This is a genomic window from Micromonospora sp. DT63 (assembly GCF_049841615.1).
Classification (GTDB): Bacteria; Actinomycetota; Actinomycetes; order Mycobacteriales; family Micromonosporaceae; genus Micromonospora.
Genome location: NZ_JBNCKQ010000007.1, coordinates 39,053 through 61,082, shown reverse-complemented (window position 1 = coordinate 61,082; position 22,030 = coordinate 39,053). Strand labels below are relative to the sequence as shown.

The 22,030-nt window shown below is 73.5% G+C and carries 20 protein-coding genes, 1 pseudogene and 1 riboswitch; of the genes and pseudogenes, 6 read left to right on the top strand and 15 right to left on the bottom strand.

Features of this window, described 5'->3' with window-relative positions; translation table 11 throughout:
- Positions 1 to 70 precede the first annotated feature (70 nt).
- Positions 71 to 1,507, top strand: a complete 1,437-nt coding sequence (locus tag ACLQ27_RS24270) for a nitrilase-related carbon-nitrogen hydrolase (protein WP_425868777.1) — start codon at positions 71 to 73, stop codon at positions 1,505 to 1,507.
- On the opposite strand, the gene ACLQ27_RS24265 is transcribed toward ACLQ27_RS24270, so the two are convergent.
- Complete coding sequence (locus ACLQ27_RS24265; RefSeq protein ID WP_425868775.1) at positions 1,485 to 4,301, bottom strand: AfsR/SARP family transcriptional regulator; 2,817 nt, start codon at positions 4,299 to 4,301, stop codon at positions 1,485 to 1,487. The genes ACLQ27_RS24270 and ACLQ27_RS24265 overlap by 23 nt on opposite strands.
- Before the next feature lie 180 nt (positions 4,302 to 4,481).
- Between ACLQ27_RS24265 and ACLQ27_RS24260 the strand changes: the two genes are divergently transcribed.
- The gene (locus tag ACLQ27_RS24260; RefSeq protein WP_234589170.1) at positions 4,482 to 4,883 is read left to right on the top strand and encodes a peptidase inhibitor family I36 protein; all 402 of its coding nucleotides are present in this window, start codon (positions 4,482 to 4,484) and stop codon (positions 4,881 to 4,883) included.
- 84 nt (positions 4,884 to 4,967) lie between these two features.
- On the opposite strand, the gene ACLQ27_RS24255 is transcribed toward ACLQ27_RS24260, so the two are convergent.
- Entirely contained in the window at positions 4,968 to 5,456 is a 489-nt protein-coding gene (locus tag ACLQ27_RS24255) for a peptidoglycan-binding domain-containing protein (RefSeq protein ID WP_357489893.1), read from the bottom strand.
- A 460-nt stretch (positions 5,457 to 5,916) separates the two neighbouring features.
- A riboswitch (cyclic di-AMP (ydaO/yuaA leader) is annotated at positions 5,917 to 6,061 on the top strand.
- Here ACLQ27_RS24255 and ACLQ27_RS24250 point away from each other — a divergent pair.
- Positions 6,061 to 6,753, top strand: coding sequence for a transglycosylase family protein (locus tag ACLQ27_RS24250; RefSeq protein WP_425868772.1), 693 nt, complete (start codon positions 6,061 to 6,063; stop codon positions 6,751 to 6,753). It overlaps the preceding riboswitch by 1 nt.
- Positions 6,754 to 6,846: 93 nt before the next feature.
- On the opposite strand, the gene ACLQ27_RS24245 is transcribed toward ACLQ27_RS24250, so the two are convergent.
- From ACLQ27_RS24245 to ACLQ27_RS24235, 3 genes are all read right to left on the bottom strand, one after another.
- Entirely contained in the window at positions 6,847 to 7,206 is a 360-nt protein-coding gene (locus ACLQ27_RS24245) for a hypothetical protein (RefSeq protein WP_425868771.1), read from the bottom strand.
- Between the two features lie 116 nt (positions 7,207 to 7,322).
- On the bottom strand, positions 7,323 to 8,510 hold the full coding sequence (gene dinB / locus ACLQ27_RS24240; protein ID WP_425868769.1) for a DNA polymerase IV: 1,188 nt from the start codon (positions 8,508 to 8,510) through the stop codon (positions 7,323 to 7,325).
- A 57-nt stretch (positions 8,511 to 8,567) separates the two neighbouring features.
- Positions 8,568 to 9,005 (bottom strand): VOC family protein, encoded by a 438-nt coding sequence (locus tag ACLQ27_RS24235; RefSeq protein WP_425869096.1) that lies wholly within the window; start codon positions 9,003 to 9,005, stop codon positions 8,568 to 8,570.
- 94 nt (positions 9,006 to 9,099) lie between these two features.
- Here ACLQ27_RS24235 and ACLQ27_RS24230 point away from each other — a divergent pair, with 94 nt between their 5' ends.
- Positions 9,100 to 10,074, top strand: a complete 975-nt coding sequence (locus ACLQ27_RS24230) for a helix-turn-helix transcriptional regulator (RefSeq protein WP_357489899.1) — start codon at positions 9,100 to 9,102, stop codon at positions 10,072 to 10,074.
- On the opposite strand, the gene ACLQ27_RS24225 is transcribed toward ACLQ27_RS24230, so the two are convergent.
- The 4 genes from ACLQ27_RS24225 to ACLQ27_RS24210 all read right to left on the bottom strand — a co-directional run bounded on the left by ACLQ27_RS24225 (position 9,969) and on the right by ACLQ27_RS24210 (position 14,520).
- Positions 9,969 to 10,550 carry a GNAT family N-acetyltransferase gene (locus ACLQ27_RS24225; RefSeq protein ID WP_425868767.1) on the bottom strand — a complete coding sequence of 194 codons (582 nt, stop codon included), beginning with the start codon at positions 10,548 to 10,550 and terminating at the stop codon, positions 9,969 to 9,971. The two genes, ACLQ27_RS24230 and ACLQ27_RS24225, sit on opposite strands and share 106 nt — an antisense overlap.
- Positions 10,547 to 11,143 (bottom strand): GNAT family N-acetyltransferase, encoded by a 597-nt coding sequence (locus ACLQ27_RS24220; protein ID WP_425868765.1) that lies wholly within the window; start codon positions 11,141 to 11,143, stop codon positions 10,547 to 10,549. Before ACLQ27_RS24220 ends, ACLQ27_RS24225 begins: the two co-directional genes overlap by 4 nt.
- A gap of 544 nt (positions 11,144 to 11,687) precedes the next feature.
- Positions 11,688 to 13,262, bottom strand: coding sequence for an FMN-binding glutamate synthase family protein (locus ACLQ27_RS24215; protein ID WP_425868763.1), 1,575 nt, complete (start codon positions 13,260 to 13,262; stop codon positions 11,688 to 11,690).
- 148 nt (positions 13,263 to 13,410) lie between these two features.
- Positions 13,411 to 14,520 (bottom strand): peptidoglycan recognition protein family protein, encoded by a 1,110-nt coding sequence (locus ACLQ27_RS24210; protein ID WP_425868761.1) that lies wholly within the window; start codon positions 14,518 to 14,520, stop codon positions 13,411 to 13,413.
- Positions 14,521 to 14,731: 211 nt separating this feature from the next.
- Between ACLQ27_RS24210 and ACLQ27_RS24205 the strand changes: the two are divergent.
- Together ACLQ27_RS24205 and ACLQ27_RS24200 are read left to right on the top strand one after the other, a co-directional pair.
- A pseudogene (locus ACLQ27_RS24205) lies at positions 14,732 to 15,511 on the top strand (mechanosensitive ion channel family protein); the annotation flags it as partial.
- Positions 15,512 to 16,055: 544 nt separating this feature from the next.
- Complete coding sequence (locus ACLQ27_RS24200) at positions 16,056 to 17,444, top strand: MFS transporter (protein WP_425868759.1); 1,389 nt, start codon at positions 16,056 to 16,058, stop codon at positions 17,442 to 17,444.
- A gap of 48 nt (positions 17,445 to 17,492) precedes the next feature.
- Here the strand turns inward: ACLQ27_RS24200 and ACLQ27_RS24195 are convergent, their stop codons facing one another.
- From ACLQ27_RS24195 to ACLQ27_RS24170, 6 genes are all read right to left on the bottom strand, one after another.
- Positions 17,493 to 17,879 carry a VOC family protein gene (locus ACLQ27_RS24195; protein WP_234591605.1) on the bottom strand — a complete coding sequence of 129 codons (387 nt, stop codon included), beginning with the start codon at positions 17,877 to 17,879 and terminating at the stop codon, positions 17,493 to 17,495.
- Positions 17,876 to 18,604 (bottom strand): SRPBCC domain-containing protein, encoded by a 729-nt coding sequence (locus tag ACLQ27_RS24190; RefSeq protein ID WP_425868757.1) that lies wholly within the window; start codon positions 18,602 to 18,604, stop codon positions 17,876 to 17,878. Before ACLQ27_RS24190 ends, ACLQ27_RS24195 begins: the two co-directional genes overlap by 4 nt.
- 202 nt (positions 18,605 to 18,806) lie before the next feature.
- Entirely contained in the window at positions 18,807 to 19,226 is a 420-nt protein-coding gene (locus ACLQ27_RS24185; protein WP_425868756.1) for a YchJ family protein, read from the bottom strand.
- 48 nt (positions 19,227 to 19,274) lie between these two features.
- Entirely contained in the window at positions 19,275 to 20,045 is a 771-nt protein-coding gene (locus ACLQ27_RS24180; protein WP_425869095.1) for an SGNH/GDSL hydrolase family protein, read from the bottom strand.
- 154 nt (positions 20,046 to 20,199) lie between these two features.
- The gene (locus ACLQ27_RS24175; protein WP_425868754.1) at positions 20,200 to 21,306 is read right to left on the bottom strand and encodes a magnesium and cobalt transport protein CorA; all 1,107 of its coding nucleotides are present in this window, start codon (positions 21,304 to 21,306) and stop codon (positions 20,200 to 20,202) included.
- 296 nt (positions 21,307 to 21,602) lie between these two features.
- Positions 21,603 to 22,022, bottom strand: a complete 420-nt coding sequence (locus tag ACLQ27_RS24170) for a carboxymuconolactone decarboxylase family protein (RefSeq protein WP_357489920.1) — start codon at positions 22,020 to 22,022, stop codon at positions 21,603 to 21,605.
- Between the last annotated feature and the right edge of the window lie 8 nt (positions 22,023 to 22,030).

Below are 22,030 nucleotides of genomic sequence, written 5' to 3'. Positions count from 1 at the left end.
TCCACAGGACCAGATCACCTCCACTTCGTACGGCGATCCGCCCCGGCCGATCCCGCCGCACGATCGACGCATGACGACGATCATCGCCGCGCTCCTGAGTGGACTGCTCTGGCTCGGTGGCTCCGGGCTGCACCCGGTTGCCGCGCTGACCTGGCTCGCCCCGATCCCGCTGATCCTCGCTTCGGTGCGGGTACGCCCGAGGACCGCGCTCTGGGCGACGATTCTCGCCTGGTCGATCGGCCAACTCGGCATTGTCGGGTACTACCTCGGCACCCTGCGACTACCGGTCCCCGCCGTCGGCGGCGTGTTCCTGCTCGGCCTCGGCCTGGCGGCCGGCACGGTCCTGCTCGCCCGGACACTCCTGCTGCGCGGACGAACCGTGACCGCCGTTCTTACCGTGCCGTCACTGTGGGTGCTGGGCGAGTACGCCGCGTCCCGCCTGTTGCCGCACGGCGCGTGGTGGAGCCTCGCCTACACGCAGGCGGACGTCCGCCCGGTCATCCAGCTGTCCGCGCTCACCGGCGTGTGGGGCGTCACCTACCTGCTGCTCGCCGTCCCGGTCGCCCTCGCCGCCCTGCTCAGAAGCCTGCGACCCACCCGCACTCCCCGGCTCGGCGGCCCACGCCCCGCCCTCACCTGCCTGCTCGCCCTCCTGCTCGGCACCGGCGGATGGTCGGCCTGGTCACTGAGCCGCTCCCCGGACCCGGCCGAGCCGCTGGCCGTGGGCCTCGTCGCGCTGCGACAGTCCGAGGACGGGCTCCCGATCGACGAACCGTCCGGGCGTGACCTGCTCGCCCGGTACGTTCCGCGGGTCTCGGGCCTGGCCGCGCGCGGGGCGCGGATCGTCGTGCTGCCGGAGAAGGTCTTCGCCGTGACGGACGCCACCCTGCCCCTGCTCGTCGACGCGCTCCGGCAGACCGAGGCCCGGGTCGTCGTCGGCGCGGTGCTGCGGCGGGCCGGGACCGCGAGCAACGTGGCGCTGGTGCTGGACCCGAGCGGAACGATCAGGACGTACGAGAAGCAGCATCTGATCCCGGGCCTGGAGGACTGGCTGACGCCGGGCGACGACGAAATGATCGTGGACGGGCGGTTCGGCGTGGCGATTTGCAAGGACCTCGACTATCCCGGTCTGGTCCGGCGGTATCGGGCGCAGGGCGCCTCGGTGCTGCTCGTCCCCGGCCTGGATTTCACCTCCGACGGCTGGCTGCACAGCCGGATGGCCCTCGTCCGCGGCGTGGAGAACGGGCTCACCGTGGTCCGCGCCGCCGCGTTCGGCCGGGTGACCGTCACCGACCCGGGCGGCAGGGTCCTGGGCGAGGCGACCGCCGGTGACGCGGAACTGCTGGTCACGGCCGCTCCGACGACCGGGTCAGGCACTGTCTATTCGCGGACGGGCGACTGGTTTCCGATCCTGTCCGTGGTGTTGTTCGTCGTCTGCGTCGGCGGGGTGGTGGGCCGGCCGGGCGGCGGGCCCCGCCGACGGGTCACGACCCGCCGGTGGCCGTGAGCCGTTGACGGATCCGCTCCGCGTCCGGGTGCCCGAGGTCGTCGAGGAGGCCCAACGCCGTCCGCCAGCTCCGGGCCGCCCCGACCGGGTCGCCGGCATCGACCTGCGCCTCGGCCAGGTGCCCCAACGTGTCCGCCTCGTAGTACCGGTCCCGGAACTCCCGGTACAGCTCAACCGCGTGCCGGTACGCGATCACCGCCTCCGCGGGTCGTCCGGCGCGGTGCTGCGCGTAGCCGAGGGTGTCCCAGGTGGGCGCCTGGCCGTGCCGGTCGTCGAACTCGCGCAGCAGCTCCAGCGCCTGCTGACACGCCCGCACCGCGGCGTCGTGCGCCCCGAGCTGGGCCTGATACCAGCCGACCGCGTTCAACGCCATCGCCTGCCCGTAGCGGTGGCCCGCCTCGCGGTACAGCGCCAACGCCGCCTCGGCATGCTCGACCACCTCGGCACGCCGGCCCTCCCGGTCGGCCACCTCGGCGAGGTCGAGGCAGGTGTGCCCCTGGTTGGCCGGGTCGCCCAGCTCGCGGAACAGCTCCAGCGCCCGCTGGAGCTGCCCGGGCGCCTCGTCGAGCCGACCCAGGCGGGCGTGCGCCCGGGCCAGGCTGCGGTGCGCGTGCGCCTGCCCGTCCGGGTCTCCGCTGCGGCGCGCGGCCGCCAGCGCCGTACGTTGCACCGCCAACTGGTCGTGCCAACCGCCCTGCCGGTCCAGGAAGCTGGTCAGGCTCCAGGCCAGCTGCCAGGCGTGTCGGTCGAACCCGCTGGCGGCGCACCGTTCCACAAGCGCGATCAGCACGTCGCGTTCGCGGGTGAACCAGGCCACGGCCTCGTCATGGTCGCCGAACTTCTCCGGCCGGACGCCGCCGGCGGCCGGGGCGAGGGTGATCGGATCCCAGTGCGGGTGCAGCAGCACCGACGCGCCGTGCGCGCTGTGCAGGTAGTGGTCGAAGAGCCGGCCGCGCGCCTCGGCCCGGTCGCCGGCCGGATCGTGTTCGGCGGACAGTTCGGCCGCGAAGGCCCGCAACAGGTCGTGCATCGCGTACCGGTCCGGGCCGCGCTCCAACACCAGATGCGCGTCGGCCAGCTCGGCGAACGCCGCCTGCACGGCCCGTCGACCGCCGCCGGCGAGACTGACCGCCGCCGCCGTACTCACCGTCACGTCCGTACTTCCCCCGACCAGCCGGAACAGCCGCGCGGTCGACGTCGACAACAGCCGGTACGACCAGGACAGCGCCGCCCGCACGCTGCTGTCGTGCTCTCCGGTGTCCAGGCCGTCCAGCCGGCCGTCGGCCCGGAGTTGCGCGCCCAACTCGGTCAGGGGCAGCTGGGGCCGGACCACCGCCCGGGCCGCGACCACGACCAGGGCCAGCGGCAGCCGGTCGCAGAGTCGGACCAGCTCGTCGACGGCGGCCCGTTCGTCCTTCGCCCGCGCCCCGATCCGCGCGAGGAGCAAAGCCTGCGCGTCCTCGGCGGTGAGCAGATCCAGCAGCACCGCCTCCGCGCCCTCGGTGGCCACCAACCCGGTGAGCCGATCCCGGCTGGTCACCAGCACCAGGCAGCCGGGCGCACCCGGCAGCAGCGGCCGGACCTGCGCCGCGTCCCGGGCGTTGTCGAGCAGCACCAGCATCCGCCGACCGGCGAGCAGGCTCCGGTACAGCGCCGTCTGTGCCTGCTCATCCGCCGGCACCTCCCGCGGCGGCACCCCGAGCGCGGCCAGGAAACCCCGCACCACCTGTTCGGCGCTGCGCACCACACCGCTGTGGCTGTAGCCCTGCAGGTTGGCGTAGAGCTGCCCGTCGGGGAAGTGCCCGGCGGCCCGGTGCGCCCAGTGCACGGCGAGCGCCGTCTTGCCCACCCCGCCCGCTCCGGAGAGCACCGCCAGTGGGACCGCCCCGGGTTGCGCCTCGGCGGACGACCGCAGCGCGTCCAGACGTCCCAACTCCGGACCGCGCCCGGCAAAACCCCGGACATCCGACGGCAACTGCGCCGGGACCGGGCGGTCCGGGTGGGGCCTGGCGACGGGGCCCGCTCCGGCGGGGGCGCTGGACGGCCCGGGAGCCGGCGCGGTGACCTCACCGCGCAGGATGGCCTGGTGCAGCTGGCGGAGCTCGACGCCCGGGTCCGCGCCGAGCGCGTCGGCGAGACGGTCCCGCAGCCGGGCGTAGTACGCCAGCGCCTGTGCGCCGCGACCGGCCGCGGCCAGCGCGTGCAGCAGCACGGCGGCGACCGGTTCGTCCAGGGGGTGGTCGTCGGCGAGCCGGGTCAGCGGGTCGATGACCGGGTCCGGCTCGCCCCGCCGCAGCAGGGCGCGGGCCCACTGCACCGCGGTGTCGGTGTGCCGGCGGTGCCAGTCCTGCCGGACCCGCGCCGCCCACTCGCCGGTCAGCCCGGCCAGGGGTTCGCCGCGCCACAGCTTCAGCGCCCGGCGCAACAGCTCCACCCGCTCGGGATCGTCGTCACCCAGCCGATCGGCCCGGTGCCGCAGCGAGTCGAAGTGCTGACCGTCCACTGCCTCCGGTGGCTGGTCCAGCAGGTACCCGCCAGAGCGTCGAACCAGAGCGTCCGGTGCGCCCGCGTCGGCCAGCACACGGCGGAGCCGGGCGAGGTAGACGTGCAGATTGTGGCGGGCCCTGGGCGGTGGCGCGTCGCCCCAGACCCGGTCCACAAGCGACTCCACGTGGACCGGTCGGCCGACATCGACCGCCAGCGCGGCCAGGACGGCGCGCTGGCGGGCTGCTCCGGCGTCGACCAGGCGGCCGTCCGCCCAGACCTCGACCGGCCCGAGGACCCGAATCTCCATGAACCGCCGCTCGCCGCGCCGCCAGTCGGACAATCCGCCGACGAGCGGCCGGATTGAGGTTCCGGCAGGAATTCGTCGACCTGCCGCGCAGATCATGGTGGCACAGCGGCATCGATCAACGCGATGTCGGCAATTCGACTCACGGCCCGTCCGGTCGTGACGACACCGGAGGTCACCATCGTGCGAAGTGCTCTGCGAAGGTTCACGTCCGCCCTGCTCGGCGTGGTTGCCGTGGGCGCCACGCTCGCCGTCGCCCCGAGCCCGGCCCAGGCCAACTACGCCTGCCCCTCGGGTCTGCTCTGCCTGTACGCCGGGACCAACTTCAGTGGGGACATCTTCCTGCTCGACGGCCCGTACAACGGCTGCAACGACGTTCCGCTGCCCTCGTACTTCCGCAACCGGACCCAGTCGATCATCAACAACCGGCCGTCGGGCACCGTCTCCACCTTCTGGGACAACGCCAACGCCACCGGCCTGCTCGGCTACCAGCACGCCTACGGCTACCGGGCGAACCTGGCGTACGACACGGCCGCGATCGGGGGGAGCTGGAACCAGCGGATCGAGGCGGTCCGCGTCTGCTGAACCGCGGACCGAACCGGGCAGGGGGGTGCACGACGGCGCCGGCCGGAATCCCACGGGGGACTCCGACCGGCGCCGTCAGGCGGCTCAGCCCGGGTAGTAGCAGACGTTCGGGATGACCGCCCCGCCGTTGACCCCGAAGATCGCGAAGCCCATGTACGCCCGGGTCTGCGGGCCGTACTCGCCGTCCTCGGCGATGTTCGCGTACACGATGTCCTGGTTGATGCGGTGCTGGGCGTACCGGACGGCCTCGCGGGTCTTCGAGCCGTAGTTGCCGTCGAGGGAGAGCGACTGCGAGTAGCAGTTGTTCAGCGCCTCCTGAAGCACCAGCACGGCCGAGTTCGAGTGGCCGTAGGTGAGATAACACTGCTTGTTCCCGGTCTGCCAACCGATGGTCGGCACGTGCATGTCCGCGCCGCCCGGATAGCCGCCGACCCGGTAGAAGGTCAGGCTGGTGCAGGGGCTGGACGCCTGTGCGGCGGTCGGTGCGAGCAGGGTCAGGCCGGCGCTGGCCAGGACGGTCACGAGGGTGGCGGCGGCGCTGCGGCGGCCGATGCGGCTCCGGTGGATCGACATGCTCTCCTCCTGGGAAGGTTACCGGGATCGACCCGGTGCGTCTTCGAGCATCGCGGCCGCCGATCTACGGTTTCCTGCCCGAACGTCAATTCGCAAGGAGCGCGCACGAGGAGGGCGGCGCCACCCGCCCACCGGTGTGGGCGCGCGCCCTCGGTCCCAGCCGGGGTGGTCTACTCCGCTCTCGGTCACGACACCCGGTCCTCCGCGTCGCCCGGACACGTCGAACTGCTCCGTCGCATCACCTCCGGGCTGCGTACGGACGGTGACATCCGGGCCTGATCGGAATCGGTCCATCATGGTCGGTGCACAGCCGCGCGTCGTCCGCAACCGCTGGCAGAGGCGCCCCGCGTGCACCGGTGAACAAGTTCACAAGCGTTGGGCGAGGGTCACCGACCGTGCCTACCGTCGGTCGAGTCCACCACCGTGGACACCACGACCGGCAACGCCAAATCCTGCCCCCGGTCGTCGGATACCAGAACCCCGGGCAGGAGCGGGGGACCCACGTTCCTCGGTGCATGTCACCTCGGGGTGAAGCCGCCACCGTGCGGCCGGGCTCCTCGGCCCGAACCCGACAGCTCACCTCGCCGGCGTGGAGGAACCACACATGACGTCTGTCTACACGCCCCGTCATCGACGGGTCACCACCCGCCGCGTCGCCGTCGGCACCCTGGCCGTCGGCGCGGTCACCGGCGCCGTCGCCCTCTTCGGGCCCGCGGCCCCGGCCCAGGCCGGTGTCAACTGGGACGCGATCGCCCAGTGCGAGTCCGGCGGCAACTGGAAGATCAACACCGGTAACGGCTACTACGGCGGCCTGCAGTTCTCCCAGGGCACCTGGGCCGGCTACGGCGGCAAGAAGTACGCCGCCCGCGCCGACCTGGCCAGCCGCGGCGAGCAGATCGCCATCGCCGAGAAGGTGCTCGACGGGCAGGGCATCGGCGCGTGGCCGACCTGTGGCCGCAAGGGTGGCTCGTCGGGCTCCGCCGCGAAGTCCTCGAAGTCCACCGCCGGGAAGGACCGGTCCACCGCGCCGAAGGACCGGTCCACCGCGCCGAAGGACCGGTCCACCGCGCCGAAGGAGCGGTCGTCGCGCGGCGACCGGCCGGCGACCCGCAACCACGAGCGCACCGCCCCCGCGGCCGGCGGCGACACGTACGTCGTCAAGCCGGGGGACACCCTGTCGGAGATCGCCGACAGCCACCACCAGGCGGGCGGCTGGGAGGCCCTGTACGAGCGCAACCGGCAGCTGATCGGCGCCGACGCCGGCCTGATCTTCCCGGGTCAGCGGCTCGCCCTCTGACGTACGACACACGAACGCTCGGCCGGGTCACCGGCCGAGCGTTCGGTCGTTCGTCGGGCGCTGATCGCCTCTGAGCAACGGGTGTCGTCGCGGCTACGCCGCGGGGGCGGAGGCCCTCGACTCCCGGCGCGACGCCACCGCGTTGGCGCTGCGGTCCCACCGGCCGGCGGGTGCCGCGGCCTCGCCGGGCCAGCCCGTGCCGGCGTCGTCACCGCCGATGGTCATTTCGACCGCGCCGGGAGTCCTGCGGGCCAGCCGGAGCGACTGCTCGGCACCCGCGCGGGCCGAGCACGGCCAGGACTGGCCGGCGCACTGGAGGTTGCGGCAGTGGCCCTCCTCGTCGGGCTCGTGGGCACTCAGCACGTCGACCGCCAACTGCCAGAGCAGGGGGTCGGTCACGTCGTGCGGGCGTTCGGCGTGCCGGCTCGGTCGGTTGCTGGTGTCGTCGGACATGGTGGCCCCCCTCGTCAGGCTGTTCCCCCCCAAGGGTCACCCGTGAGCCGCCGGCTAAACCGTCGACCTGCTGTGATGTGTCTCCGGTCGCAGCTGGCCGGCCCCCCACACGGGGCTCAGTCCGGCACTAGCGGCATCTCGACACCCGGGTCCCGGCCGAGGAGCACCGCCCGGGTGAGTGCCGCCGAGCCGAACCGGTCGCGTACCGCGTCCACCGCGGCGTCCAGGTCGGCCCCGGTGTCGACGTCGAAGGGCAGCTCCGGCTGCACCGGGTTGTCGTCGAGGTTGCCGACCGAGACGCCGATCAGGGTGGCTCCGCGGCGCTCGATCTCCGGCAGCGCGGCCCGCAGCAACGCCCGCGCGGCGCCCAGCAGCGCCGTGGTGTCCGCGGTCGCCTTGCCGACGGTGTGCGAGCGGGTGGCCCGGGTGTAGTCGCCGAAGCGCAGCCGCAGCACCACCGTGCGCCCGGACCGCCCGGCCGCCCGCATCCGCCGGCTGACCCGGTCGACCAGGCCCGCCAGGATGGCGTCCAGCTCGGCGGGGGCGTGCGGCGTACGACTCAACGCGTGCTGCGCGCCCATCGAGCCCCGGCGGCGGCCCACCTGCACCGACCGGGGGTCCCGGTTGTGGGCCAGGGCGTGCAGGTGCCGGCCGGCGCCCGCCCCGAGCAGGGACACCAGCGCGGCCTCGCCGAGCCGGGCCACCTCCCCGACGGTACGGATCCGGCGCTCCCGCAGTTTCGCCGCCGTGACCGGGCCGACGCCCCACAGCCGTTCCACCGGCAGCGGGTGCAGGAACTCCACCTCGGCGTCGGGCGCGACGACCAGCAGCCCGTCCGGTTTCGCCACCCCGCTGGCCACCTTCGCCAGGAACTTCGTCCGGGCCACGCCCACCGTGATCGGCAGGTGGACCCGGTCGCGGACCTCCCGGCGCAGCCGCTCGGCGATGTCGGCCGGTGCGCCGACGAGCCGCCGCAGACCGCCCACGTCCAGGAACGCCTCGTCGATGGAGAGCCCTTCGACCAGCGGGGTGGTCTGCCGGAAGATCTCGAACACCGCCCGGCTGGCCTGCGTGTACGCCGCCATCCGGGGCGGCACCACTATCGCGTCCGGGCACAGCCTGCGGGCCTGCTGGCCACCCATCGCGCTGCGGACGCCCCGCGCCTTCGCCTCGTAGCTGGCGGCGAGCACCACACCACCGCCGACGATCACCGGCCGCCCTCGCAGGCGCGGGTCGTCGCGCTGCTCGACCGACGCGTAGAAGGCGTCCAGGTCGGCGTGCAGGATGTGGGCGCCGCTCGACACGTACACATGTTCGCACGACGTCCGGTGATCGCGGCGGTGAGCTGGGGGAACGCGCGATCAGTCGAGGCAGAACTCGTTGCCCTCGGGGTCGGCGAGCACGAGGTGACCGGCGCCGAGCGGGGGAGCGGGTTCGTGCCGTTCGAGGCGGGTGGCGCCGCGGGCGACGAGCCGTTCGGCCTCCGCCTCCAGGGCCGCCATCCGCTCGTCACCCGTGAGCCCGGGGGCGGCCCGCACATCGAGGTGTACGCGATTCTTGGCCTGCTTGCCCTCCGGCACGCGCTGGAAGAACAGGCGCGGCCCCGCGCCCTTGGGATCGACCACCGCCGACGCGTCGTTGCGTCGCTCCGGCGGCACACCCATCGCGTCCAGTGCGGCGTCCCACGAGTCGAAGTCGCCGGGCGGTCCCTGCAACTCGTAGTCGAGGGCCGCGGCCCAGAACGCCGCCAGGCTGGCCGGGTCGGCGGCGTCGAACGTTATCTGCACCTCGCGGGCCATGACAGCTCCCTCTTTCCTGGTCTGGCTGGTCATGCTGCCACCCTCTCGCTGATGGCGGACAGGGTCGTTCCGCTATTCGTGCAACGATCGGCGGGTGACTGTGGAGGCGACGACGGAGCGGGTGCTGCGGACGCTGGCCCTGTTGCAGCGGCGGCCGTCGTGGACGGCCACCGAGCTCGCCGCCGAGCTGGGTGTCACCGACCGCTGTGTGCGCCGCGACGTGCAACGCCTGCGCGCCCTCGGGTATCCCGTCCAGGCTTCGTTTGGCGTCGGCGGCGGCTACCGGCTCGGCGCGGGCACCCGGCTGCCGCCGCTGCTCCTGGACGACGAGGAGGCGATCGCCACGGCGGTCTCCCTGCGACTGGCGTCGGGAGGCACTGTCGCCGGGGCGGGCGAGGCGGCCCTGCGGGCACTCACGAAACTGGACCAGGTGATGCCGGCGCGGCTGCGCGCCGAGGTGCGGGCGGTGCACGGCTGGACGGAGACGCTCATCGGCCCGGTGGTCGAGATCGACGCGGAGCTGCTGGTGACCCTCGCCCGGGCCTGTCGGGACGCCGTGCGGGTGCGGTTCCGCTACGCCGGCCGCGACGGCGGTGAACGGGAGCGGACGGTCGAGCCGGTCCGGATGGTCACCACCGGCCGTCGTTGGTATCTGATGGCCTGGGACGTCGATCGTGACGACTGGCGGACGTTCCGCCTGGACCGGATGCGGGCCACTGTGGCGACGACCTGGCGCTTTGCGGCGCGCGAACATCCGGATCCGATCGCCTTCGTGCAGCGGTCGGTGACCGACGCGCCCTACCGGCATCTCGCCCGGGTGCGGGTGCACGCTCCGCCCGAACGCGTGCGGGAGGTGGTGCCGCCGCAGGTGGGGCGCGTGGAGGCCGACCGCGACGGGTGGTGCGTGCTCGTCGTCGGCGGCGACAGCCTGGACTGGCTCGCCGCGCACATCGCCCGCCTGAGTTACGAGGTGGAGGTGCTGGAGCCCGTCGAACTGCGCGAGGCCGCCGCCCGGCTCGCCCGCCGCCTGGCGGCGCTGGCCGGGCCGGCGTCGGAGCCCACCGTGTAACGCCGCAACGACACCGGGCTGCCGTCCGGGGCGGCCCACGATGCCGTGCTCGTGCCCGTGCACCGCCAGCCGGTGCGCTCGTAGAGGGCGACGGCCGCGGCGCCGTCGGCGACCACGTCGAGCACCAGACGCACCCCGCGCGCGTCCGCCCAGCGCCGGGCCCGGGCCAGCAGAGCGCTGCCCAGCGCCAGCCCGCGGGCGGCCGGCGCCACGAACAGGCGGGCCACCTCGGCCGCCGGCTCGGGGTGCGGCTCGTCCGCCGGGTCGGGCAGGCGGTGCACCGCGACGTGTCCGACGATCGTTCCAGCGGCGTCGACGGCGACCCAGGCGCGCGCCGGGTGCGGCTCGCGCAGCCAGCGGTGCGGGTCGGCCGGCCAGTTCAGCGGATAGCTGTCGACCCGGTGGACGTCGGCGAGCGCCGCGACGCAGCCGTCGAGGTCGGCGGCTCGCCGGCGGCGGATGCGCGGTGGGTTCACAGGTCGTCGAAGGGGCTGGCGTAGCGGAACTCGCCCCGGATGGTCTCGCGCCAGGCGGTCAGCGGCCGAGCCATGAAGTACTGCGGACCCCACGGCTGTGGCGGTGTGACGCCCAGCTCGACGGCCGGCCGGAAGCCGAACCGTGGGTAGTAGCCGGGATGCCCGAGCAGCACCACGAGCGGTTCGTCTCGGGCGTCGGCCGCGCCGAGCACCGCGTGCATCAACGCCGTGCCGACGCCGCGACGCTGCCACGCGGGAAGCACGCCGAGCGGCCCCAGGCCCAACGCGACCGGCTCACCGGCCACCCGCCCGCGGGTGGCCACCACGTGCCCCACCACCAGGCCGTCCGAATCGACCGCCACCAGGGAGTACGCGGGCAGCCAGCCCTCGTCGGTCCGCAGCGCGTCGACAAGCGTCGCCTCGACCGGCGGTGTGTCGACCGGCGGTGTGTCGACCTTCGATGCGTCGACCTTCGGTGCCTCGACTGGCGTCGCGTCCACTTGGGGTGTGTCGTTCGTGGTCTTGGCGAAGGCGGCGGCATGCACCGCGCGGATGGCGTCGACGTCGGTGGGGGTTTCACGTCTGATCAGCACCGCGCCACGATACGGGTGTCGCCGGCAGCGGCTCCAGGAGTTATCGGTCGACGACCGCCGATGACGGATGCCCCGACCCGTCGATGCCGGACCTGCCCGGCCCCGCGACCGTCGTGCCAGCCGACGCGACATCGCCCCCGCACCGCACGCCCCGCCGCACCCCGCCGCGTCCCGTTCCGAGGCGGCCCCCGCGGCCCCGCCGCCTCCCGCTCCGGGGGCGACGCGCGCGGCCCCGCCTCGCTCCGCTCCGGGGGCGAGGCACGCGACCTGCGCGGCCCCGCTCCGCCCGGCTCGTGAGGCGCCGCGCGCGACGCCGCGCGGCTCGTCACGGCGGCCGGTCGACATGATGCGGAAGAGCGGTATTCCTGTGAGTCATAAATATGACGCACAGGAATGCCGCTCGTCGGAGTCATGGCCGCCCAGAGCAGAGGCCGCGTCTGCTCCGTCGCCCTGACCCGTAGCCCACGGCCCGTCGCCCACGGCCCGTCGCCCTGAGCCGCCGTCCTGAGCCGCCATCCAGAGCCGTCGTCCAGGGCCGCCGCCCTCAGCCCATGGCGGTCGCCGACGGAGGGGCGCTGCCACCCCGGGGCGACTCCGGGGTCATCAGCCGGATGATCTCCTTCTGGTCGGCCGGCGAGGGCATGCCCCAGTGCGGTTGGTAGCCGTACACCTCGTGCAGTGGGGCCGAGCCGGTGCGGCCGTCCAGGATCTCCACGGCGTCCGTGCCGATCAGGCCGGGGTGTTCGACGCCGCACGCCTCGGCGACCTTGGTCAGGTCCCGGCGCAGGGTCCGCAGGTAGTTGGCCGCCCGGACGGACTTGAGCGTCGGGTCGAGGCCCCGGGCCAGCCACGCGTTCTGCGTCGCCACCCCGGTGGGGCAGGTGTCGGTGTGGCACTTCTGCGCCTGGATGCAGCCGATCGACAGCATCGCCTCCCGACCCACGTTGACCATGTCGCAGCCGAGCGCGAACGCCACGATGGCGTTGTCCGGAAGGCCGAGCTTGCCGCTGCCGATGAACACCACCTGCTCGTGCAGGTCGTGTTCGGCGAAGACCTTGTACACCCGGGAGAAGCCGTGCTGGAACGGGAGCGACACCGAGTCGGTGAAGATCAGCGGCGCGGCACCGGTGCCGCCCTCGCCGCCGTCGACAGTGACGAAGTCGACGCCCCGACCGGTGTCCCGCATCAGGCTGGCCAGTTCCTCCCAGAAGGTGAGGTCGCCGACCGCCGACTTGATGCCGACGGGCAGGCCGGTCTCGGCGGCCAGCAGCTCCACCCAGTCGAGCAGGCTGTCACAGTCGGAGAACTCGGCGTGCCGCGACGGGCTCACGCAGTCCTGCCCGGCCGGGATGCCCCGGGTGGCGGCGATCTCGGCGGACACCTTCGCCCCCGGCAGCAGGCCGCCGAGGCTCGGCTTGGCGCCCTGGCTCAGCTTGATCTCCAACGCCCGGACGGGGGCGCCGGCGACCAGGTCCTTCAACCGGTCGAGGCTGAAGCGGCCGTGCTCGTCGCGGCAGCCGAAGTACGCCGTGCCGAGTTGGAAGACCAGCTCCCCACCGTTGCGGTGGTACGGCGACAGGCCACCCTCGCCGGTGTTCTGCAGGCACCCGGCGAGAGCGGCCCCCTTGTTCAGGGCGGTGATGGCGTTGCCCGAAAGCGAGCCGAAGCTCATCCCGGAGATGTTGACCACCGACTCCGGTCGGAACGCGCGTGCCCGGTCCCGCGCCGCGCCCAGCACCTTCGCGCACGGCAGCTGGACGTCGTGCCCGGCTGTCGGCGACGACGGCGGCACGGCCCGGCCGAACGTGCGGTGCTTGATGATCGGGTAGCCGGGCGTGTGCTCGATGTCGTTGTCCGTGCCGAAGCCGAAGTAGTTGTTCTCCTGCTTCGCCGACGCGTACACCCAGCGACGCTGGTCGCGGGTGAACGGGCGTTCCTCGTTGTTGCCAGCCACGATGTACTGCCGAAGCTCCGGCCCGATGGCCTCCAGCAGGTACCGGGCTCGGCCGAGCACCGGGAAGTTGCGCAGCAGCGCGTGGTCACGCTGGATCAGATCCCGCGCGGCGAGCGCCGCGACGGCGGCGGCTACGGCGGGTACGGCTCGACGGGCCCAAGTCATGCCGGGCAACCTTTCCGCCTGAGCCCTGAGCCAAACCGGCACGTCGCCGACAATGCGCTGCTCAGGCCCCGGGTGCGCGCTGGTGGCCAGCGTGCGCCCCGCGGTGGAGGCGGCACGGGGATCACCAGGTGCCGCCTCCAACCCAGGGTCAGAGGTGCATGAACGACTGACGGACCGTGCCGCCGACGATCGCGCACCACGTGCTCGTGCTGAGCTTGCCGTTGCGGGGCAGGCCGTGCAGCGCCTGCAGGTCCTGCACGGCCCCGCGGGTGGCGTGGTCGTACGCCCCGGTGACGGTGACCGCGTACCCCTTGGTCGCGAGGATCTCCTGCACGGCCGTGACCGGCGCTCCGGCGGCGTGCTGGTCCAGCTCCGGCGCGAGGGTCTCCCAGGTCGGCGTGGTGAGCGTGGCGTCCACGTCCACGGCGATGCCATTGCGGGCCTGCCAGTCCTGCACGGCGGCCACGGTCGCGGCGTCGAACGTGCCGCTGACCGTCACGGCGTAGCCGCGGTACGCCAGCAGGTGCTGCACCACCCGGACCGACGGCGAGTTGACGAACCGCCACAGGTCCGGCCAGCGGCGGGCCGGCACGTCGCCCAGCTTGGTGCCGAGGGCCGCGTGGACCCGCCGCCGCAGGTCCGGGAACTGCCGGTAGAACGCCGCGCCCGGGCACTCGGTGGTGCGGAAGTCCCAGTGGCCGAAGATGTCGAACGCGTGCAGCCCGTACTGCCGGCAGATCGCGACGCAGAGCTTGACCAGCGAGTCGGTCAGCGCCTCCGGCGGGGTTTCGGTGACGTAGGTGCCCTCGTTCTCGATGCCGATGGCCCGGCCGTTCTCGCCCGGGCAGTGCGCCGAGATCATCTGGCGGTCGCCCGCTTCGAGGCGTTCCAGGCTGCCCCGGCGGCCCTCCAGCACGTAGCCGCCGCGGCTCACCGTGAAGTGCTGGCCGGTGTCCGACCAGCCGTTGCCGTCCATGTGCAGGTCCTGGCAGTCGTGGGCCAGCTTGACCGCCTGCTCGCGGGAGTAGTCGGTGACGTTCGGGAACGCCATGTGATGCACGATGATCTTGTTGGTGGGGATGGCGCTGACCGACAGCGGGTCCTTCGGCGGGCGGGCAGCCCACTCGTCGCAGCTGATGATCCAGTCCAGGTCGGTGCCGGGAGCGGCCTGCGCCGCGCCCGAAAAGGCGAGTTCGCTTCCGACGACGGCGACCGTGGCCGCGCCGAGACCGGCACGCAGCAGCGTTCGGCGGTCCACTTCGGAATGGTCGACGTGCATGACATCTCCTCCTGCGGCCGACGGCGGGGGGATGAAAAGTAGCTCCAATGGCCGCACGTACTCCGGAGAATATTGCCAAGACTCGTCCGTGCGCTAGACCCTGCGCAGCGGGAGCGGCGTTTCCCCGACCGCTGGTGGGGGTAGGTCGGGGACCTACCATCCCGGCTGCTCCGCATGGAGGAACGACCCTATGAGTGACAACGTCAGCGACGCGGTGGGCGACGCCCTTCGCTCGGTGATGCTCTTCCTGCCCAAGGCCGTCGCCTTCCTGGCGATCCTGGTGGCCGGTTGGCTGATCGCCAAGGCCGTACTGAAAATCGTGGAGAAGGTCCTCGAACGCGTGGGCTTCGACCGCGCCGTCGAGCGCGGCGGCATCCGCCGGGCCCTGAGCCGCTCCCGGTACGACGCCAGCGACATCGTCGCGAAGCTCGTCTACTACGCGGTGCTGCTGCTCACCCTGCAACTCGCCTTCGGCATCTGGGGGCCCAACCCGATCTCCGACCTGATCACGGCCGTGGTCGCGTGGTTGCCCCGCGCCTTCGTCGCGATCGTCATCGTCGTAGTCGCCGCCGCCATCGCCAACGCCGTCAAGGACATCATCAGCGGGGCGCTGGGCGGGCTCTCGTACGGTCGGGTGCTGGCCGGTACCGCCTCGGTGTTCATCCTCGGCCTGGGCGTCATCGCGGCGCTGAACCAGATCGGCGTGGCCACCGCGGTCACCACCCCGGTGCTGATCGCGGTGCTGGCCACTGTGGGCGGCATCCTCGTCGTCGGCGTCGGTGGCGGCCTGATCCGTCCGATGCAGAGTCGCTGGGAGGCGTGGCTGACCCGCGCCGAGCAGGAGTCGCAGCTGATCGCCACGCACACCCGCGCCTACCGGGCCAGTCGCCGCGACGCCGAGGCCGAACTGGCCCGTGCGACGGCCGCCCGCGCCGACGCAGACACCACCCAGGTGACGACGCGGCCGTCCGACCCGGAGGCCACGCAGGTGGTGACCCGTCCCGCCGACGTGGACGCGGACGCGACCCAGGTGACGACGCGGCCGTCCGACCCGGAGGCCACGCAGGTGGTGACCCGTCCCGCCGACACGGACGCGGACGCGACGCAGGTGGTGCGGCCGTCGACCGACGACACCACGCAGGTGGTCGCCCGCCCGAGCGACCCGGACACCACGCAGGTCGTGGATCCCCACCGCGACGCCGACACGACCCAGGTGATCAGCGGCGGGGTTCCGGGCCAGCGCACCAGCGACGACAGCGAGACCACGACGGTCATCCCGCCGGTGGATCCCCACCGGCGCTGACCCTCGGCGGGACGACGGGGCGGGATCCACGCGGATCCCGCCCCGCTCACGTCGCGCGCCGGCACGCCGAAAGCACTGGCCGGCACCGTCACGCCGGTCTACCATCGCCGGCATGACCTGGCGACATTGATCCAACGCCTTCGGCCGCACCCGTGGACCGCCACGGGCACCGTACGTCCGGTGTCCGTCTCCACTCCCACGGGAAGGCCCCATGATTTACCTCGCCTCGCGCGTGCCCGACCCGGCGATCCGCCGGCTGTCGGTGACCCTCTACGCGTACGCGTTCCTCAGTGACCTCGTCCTGCTCTACCCGCTGTACGTGGTGCTCTTCGCCGACACCGGCCTGTCGGTGGGGCAGATCTCGTCCCTGTTCGTCATCTGGTCGGCCGCCGGCATCCTGTTCGAGGTGCCGTCCGGCGCGTGGGCCGACGTGGTGTCGCGCCGGCTGCTGCTGTGCCTCGCCCCGCTGGTGACCGCGGCCGGCTACGCGCTGTGGGTGCTGCTCCCGTCGTACCCGGCATTCGCGGTCGGGTTCCTGTTGTGGGGCGCTGGCGGGGCGCTGGTGTCCGGCGCCCTGGAGGCGCTGGTCTGGACCGAACTGGACCGGCTCGGCGCCGTCGGTCGGTACGCCCGGGTGCTCGGTCGGGCCCGGACGGCGGGTGTGCTGGGCGTGGTGGTCACCGGGGTGCTCGCCGGCCCGGTGCTCGCCGTCGGCGGGTACCCGGCGGTCGGCGCGGCCAGCGTGCTCGCCTGCCTGCTCGCCGCCGCCGTCGCGGCCCGGTTCCCCGAGCACCGCCCGCCGCCCGGCCCGGCACCGTCGCACCCCGCGCACGACCCGCCGCCGGCCGTGCCGCCCGTCGCCGTGCTGCCCGTCGCCGTGCCGCCGGTCGCCATGTCGCCCGACGCCGTGCCGCCCGGCGGCCACGCGCCCGACGCCCTGCTGCCCGTCGCCGTGCTGCCCGGCGGCCACGCGCCCGATCCGGCGACACCTGACGACGACGGCGACCTGACCTGGTGGGGCACGCTGCGGGCCGGTGTGACGCAGGTCCGCACGCGGCCCCCCGTGCGGGCGGCCGTGCTGCTGGTCGCTGTGGTGGCCGCCGACTGGGGCGCGCTGGACGAGTACACGCCGCTGCTGGCCGTGGACACCGGCGTCGGCGCGCAGGCCGTGCCGCTGCTGCTCCTGCTGCTGTGGGCCGGCGTGACCGTCGGTGGGCTGCTCGCCCCGGCGGGGGAGCGGCTGGGCCGCCGGGGTTACGCCGCGCTGCTCGGCCTGGTCGCCGTCGCGCTGGCCGGGGGCGCGCTGGTCCGGCACCCGGCCGGCTTCACGCTGCTCGCGGTGGCGTTCGGCGCCGCGCAGCTGGCCACCGTGCTGGCCGACGCGCGGTTGCAGGCCCGGATCACCGGCACCAGCCGGGCCACCGTCACCTCACTGGCCGGGATGGCCACCGACGTGCTGATCATCGGGACGTACGCCGGTTACGGTCTCGTCGCCACGGCGGCCGGCAACGCGGTGGCGTTCGCGGCGGTGGCCGGGGCGTACGTCGTCGTGGCGCTGGCGCTGCTGGCCCGCCGGCGACACCCCGGACCGACACCGTGACGGCGGGGTTCCCGGCGGCGGGCGCAGTGGCCACCGCCGGGGACCCGCTCAGCCGGCGAGGTGCAGGAACGACCACTGGTGGCCGTCGAGGTCACGGAATCCGCGCATGTACATCGGCCCGTTGGTGATCCCCGCCCCGAGCGACTCGCCGCCGGCCACCACCGCCCGGTCGACCAACTCGTCGACCCGCTCGCGGCTCTCGGCCGACAAGCCCACGATGACCTCCCGGCTGGTCGTCGGGTCCGTGACGGGCACCCGCGTGTACCCCTCGAAGGCCGAGCGGACGTGCAGCATCAGCCGGGTGGTGTCGGAGACGGTGATCATCATGCTGTCCCCGTCCGGTGTGGCCTGGTCGCTGGTGAAGCCGAGCGCCCGGTAGAACTCGGTCGCGACGGTCAGGTCACGCACCGGCAGGTTGACGAAGGTCATGGTCATCGGGTGTCTCCATTCGACTCGAGCAGCACCTTCAACGCGGTGAGCCGTTCCCGCCAGTACGCCTTGAACTCGGCGGCCTGCTCGGCTCCGATCAACTTCTCGTGCAGGACGGTGACCCGCGTCTTCGACTCGCCGACCGGGTCGAAGCCGACGACGATGCGGGTGGGACCGCCGGCCCAGTCGGCCCGGAAGCGGCGCGGCGCGGTGGCGGTGCGGACCCGCACCTCGACGCCGGGCAGCCAACGGGCGCGTACCGTCTCGTCGGCGACGGCCTCGAACAACCGCGCCGCCGGCGCCGCCACCGTCCGGCTGGCGCTGGCCTCGAAGCCGCCGTCGCGTCGTTGGCCTGGCGAGCGCAGGCCGCGTGCCTGCTCGTACCCGACGGTGATGGTCTGCGCCCACCAGCCCGGCACCTCGTGCCCGGCCGTCAGGTGACGGGCGATCTCGGTGTGTGTCCGCTCGGCGGCGGACGCGGCGTCGAGCACGGCGAACCAGTCCGCCCAGCCCCGGCCGGTCCGGTCGCGCAGGAGATCATCGGCGATCCGCTCGGTCTGCGCGGCGGCGGCTGGTGCCGAGGACGCGCCGGCGGGCCGTTCGGTCTGTGCGGCGGTGGACGCCGGCGCGGCGGCCCGGCTGATCAGGTGCCGGCGGGCCGTGGTGTAGCTTTCGCCGGTCTTTGCCATCCGGGCGCGGACCCGGGTCTTGAACGATCGCTGGTCGGTCATCACATGCTCCCGGTCAACGGCACGGTCACCGGGACCCACGCTCCCGCCGACCCCGCCGGAGTGGGGCATGTGGCACCACGTCCCGAGGGCTCCAGGGCCCCCTTTGCCTCCGCGTGGCCGGCGGCGTGAGCGCCGGGAGGGAGGTGCGGCGCAGGACCACGCCGCCGTCATCGTACGCCCCGACCGGCCGTCCGCGCAGCCGTCAGGGCTGGTCGCCGTCGAGGTAGACCCACCGGCCGTCCTCGCGGACGAACCGGCTGTGTTCGGTAAGCGTGCCCGGTCGGCCCGCCTCGCGGTAGTGGGCGTGGAACGTCACAGTGCCGGTGGCGTCGAGCAGGCCCCCGCGTTCGGTCTCGACGATCTCCAGGCGGGTCCACCGCTGCCCCGGGGTCAGCTCCAGCCGGGCGGGTCGGGTCGACGAGTGCCAACTGCGCAACAGGTAGTCGGCGTCGCCGAGGGCGAAGGCGCTGAACCGGGAACGCATCAGCGCCTCGGCCGTCGGCGCCTGGGCGGTGCCGCCGTGGACCGGCGAGCAGCAGTCGGCGTACGCCTGGCCGGAGCCGCACGGGCAGAGCCGTCCGCTCGTCACGTTCGCCCGCTGGCCGCCCCTGCCCTTGCCCATCCCGCCATCCTGCCGCACCGCCGGGCGGGCGACCCGAGCGCCCGGCCGTCAGCGGTCCAGCGCCACCGGCAGGGGCACCGGCCGTTTCGCGACCCGGTCGTCCCCGGACGACCGGCCGCGCAGGTGCCGGGCCACCCAGGGCAGCAGGTGCCGGCGGGCCCAGGCCAACTCGGCGCCGAGCACCTCGGCGCGGCGTCGCAGCGGCGCCGGCGGCAGCGGCGCCGTCCAGGATTCGTCGAACCCGGGCAGCCCCGCGGTGTACGCCAGCGCGGCGGCGATCCGCGCGTGCCCGGCGCTGTTGGCGTGCAGCCGGTCGTCGCTCCACAGCCGCGGATCCGAGGCGACGGGATGGGCCCCCAGGTCCAGCAGCGTGGCCCCGGTCTGCGCGGTGGCCGCGCGCAGGGCCGCGTTGAGCGCCAGCATCCGGCCCCGCAGCGGCCGGGCCAGCGGCATCACCGGCGCCGGGTCCGGCATGGTGAAGGTCAGGACTGTGGCACCCTGCCCGACGAGCGCCCGCTGCATCGCCGCGACGTCCTCGGCGACCTGGTCCGCGTCGAAGGAGGGGCGCAGCACGTCGTTCATGCCGGCGACCACGGTGGCCAGGTCGGGCGCGAGATCGAGGGCCGGCTGGAGCTGTTCGGCGCGGATCCGGGCGGTGGTCCGGCCACGGATGGCCAGGTTCGCGTACTCCAGCCCGCCCTGGGCGCGCGCCACCGCCAGGGCGAACCGGTCGGCCCAGCCCCGGTAGCCGCCGTCGTCGTCCGGATCGTCGAGCCCTTCGGTGGTGCTGTCGCCGATCGCCACGTACCGCTGCCACATCACGCGGGCGAGGTTAGCCCCCGCCCGAACGGTGGCCGACGGGAGAGGCTCCGCGCCCTCCCGACCCGGGCGCCGATCTTGCACTTACTGTCCCCGCATTGCCGGCAAAGGGTGCGTATCGGCGACAGAAAGTGCAAGATCGCGGGGGAAGGGGTCAGAGCCAGCCGGAGCGGCGGAACAGGCGGTACAGGGCGAGGGCCGCTGCCGCCATCAGGGCCAGCGCGCCGGCGTACCCGTAGCGCCAGGCCAGCTCGGGCATGTGGTCGAAGTTCATGCCGTAGAGGCCGGCGATGCCGGTCTGGGCGGCCGCGATGGCCGCCCACGCGGCGATCTTGCGCATGTCGTTGTTCTGCTCGACGGCGAGCTGCGCCAGGCGGGACTGGACGATCGAGGTGAGTAGATCGTCGTATGCGGCCACCCGGTCCACCGCCCGGGCCAGGCGACCGTCCACGTCCACGAACCAGCGGTGCAGGGCGCGCGGCGGCCCGTCGGCCGACGGGTCGAGCAGCATCCGCACGGGCGTCTGCAGCGGCAGCACGGCCCGCTTGAACTCCACCACCTCCCGCTTGAGCTGGTAGACGTGCTGGATGTCGACCGAGCGGTCGCGGGCGAACACCGCCTCCTCGACCCGCTCCAGGTCCCGCTCCACGTGCCCGGCCACCTCCAGGTACGTGTCGACCATGCGGGCACAGACCGCGTACGCCACCGCCCAGGGGCCGGCGGCCAGCAGCTCCGGTCGGCGCTCGATGTCGGCGCGGACGTCGCGCAGCGCCCCGGCGGCACCGTGCCGCACGGTGACGGCGAACCGCTCACCGAGCAGCACCATCACGTCGCCGGTGTCGATCACCTCGGAGGTGTCGGTCAGCTCGGCGTGCTCCACGTACCCGGCGGTGCGCAGCACCAGCAGGGTGACCGGTCCGTGCCGCTGCACAGTGGGCCGGTGCCCGTCGGCGAGCGCCTGCTCGACGGTCAGCTCGTCGAGGCCGAAGGTACGGCCCACGGCGGCGAGCACCGCCGGCCCCGGTTCGTGCAGCCCGAGCCAGACGAAGGCGTCGCGGCCCCGCCGGGCACGGGCGTACGCGTCGTCGTAGTGCGGCCGGCCCGGCTCCCGTCGGCCCTTGACGTAGACGGCGCAGTCGACAACGGCGTCCGGATTGGACCGGCGGGGCGAGGGAACCTCTCCGCCAGGGCGGCCGAGCAGTCGGCGGGCCAGGGCGCGTACGCCCCGACCGGCCCGGTCCCGTACCGCTCGCTGATCCACGACGCGCCCCCTCCCGCGCACCGTCGCGGCCACGGTGCTCGCAGGGGATGGTGCCACCGGATTCTGCCCAGCGGAGTCCCGCCCCCGACAGCGGGGTGGGTTGGCGCTCGGCGAGATCCTCCAATCCTGCCTTGACGGTCGCCGGTGAACCGACGAGGTGGTGGTTGAAGCACTCCGTCACGTGTTACTCCTGAGCGGGTATCCAACCGATGCGCGGTGCGGCTTCCGCTTCTTGCGGCGACATCAGATGCCCTGGCCCTTTCTCCTGCCGGTGGCCGGGCAGGTCGCAACCGTCGTCACCGGCCGTGTGCCGCATCTCCGACCCGGGACTGTGCCCGCTCCGCGAACACCTGGGCGGCGATCGTGTAGCTGTCGAAGGCACGAGCCACGCCCGCATAGACGGCGATCTGAATGAACGCCTCGACGATCTCCTCGGGCGTTACCCCGTTGTTGAGGGCGATGCGCAGCTGGCCACGTAGCGGCTCGAGGATCCCTAGCGAGGCTGTGATAGTGACGGACACCAGAGCCCGCATACGGGTGTCCAGGATTTCGCTGCGTGGCCAGGCGTCACCGAACGCGTGCTCGGTGGCGATCTGCTTGAAGTCGGCGGCGTTCGACGGCTCGCCCTCGCCTGCGGTGAGGAACTGCTCGAGCCGGAACCCCAGCATCTTCTCCGCTGTGTCGAGGGCGCGGGCGTAGTCGGAGCTGTCGGGCATGATGCCTC

What these genes read in the sequence shown, in the direction of transcription:
- ACLQ27_RS24255 (WP_357489893.1), bottom strand. Translation starts at nt 5,456, where the DNA reads ATGTCGATCCACCGGAGCCGCATCGGCCGCCGCAGCGCCGCCGCCACC.
- ACLQ27_RS24245 (WP_425868771.1), bottom strand. Translation starts at nt 7,206, where the DNA reads ATGTCCGACGACACCAGCAACCGACCGAGCCGGCACGCCGAACGCCCG.
- ACLQ27_RS24190 (WP_425868757.1), bottom strand. Translation starts at nt 18,604, where the DNA reads ATGACCGACCAGCGATCGTTCAAGACCCGGGTCCGCGCCCGGATGGCA.
- ACLQ27_RS24195 (WP_234591605.1), bottom strand. Translation starts at nt 17,879, where the DNA reads ATGACCATGACCTTCGTCAACCTGCCGGTGCGTGACCTGACCGTCGCG.
- ACLQ27_RS24215 (WP_425868763.1), bottom strand. Translation starts at nt 13,262, where the DNA reads ATGACTTGGGCCCGTCGAGCCGTACCCGCCGTAGCCGCCGCCGTCGCG.
- ACLQ27_RS24235 (WP_425869096.1), bottom strand. Translation starts at nt 9,005, where the DNA reads ATGGCCCGCGAGGTGCAGATAACGTTCGACGCCGCCGACCCGGCCAGC.
- ACLQ27_RS24200 (WP_425868759.1), top strand. Translation starts at nt 16,056, where the DNA reads ATGATTTACCTCGCCTCGCGCGTGCCCGACCCGGCGATCCGCCGGCTG.
- ACLQ27_RS24265 (WP_425868775.1), bottom strand. Translation starts at nt 4,301, where the DNA reads ATGGAGATTCGGGTCCTCGGGCCGGTCGAGGTCTGGGCGGACGGCCGC.
- ACLQ27_RS24270 (WP_425868777.1), top strand. Translation starts at nt 71, where the DNA reads ATGACGACGATCATCGCCGCGCTCCTGAGTGGACTGCTCTGGCTCGGT.
- ACLQ27_RS24180 (WP_425869095.1), bottom strand. Translation starts at nt 20,045, where the DNA reads ATGTGGCAGCGGTACGTGGCGATCGGCGACAGCACCACCGAAGGGCTC.
- ACLQ27_RS24185 (WP_425868756.1), bottom strand. Translation starts at nt 19,226, where the DNA reads ATGGGCAAGGGCAGGGGCGGCCAGCGGGCGAACGTGACGAGCGGACGG.
- ACLQ27_RS24170 (WP_357489920.1), bottom strand. Translation starts at nt 22,022, where the DNA reads ATGCCCGACAGCTCCGACTACGCCCGCGCCCTCGACACAGCGGAGAAG.
- ACLQ27_RS24250 (WP_425868772.1), top strand. Translation starts at nt 6,061, where the DNA reads ATGACGTCTGTCTACACGCCCCGTCATCGACGGGTCACCACCCGCCGC.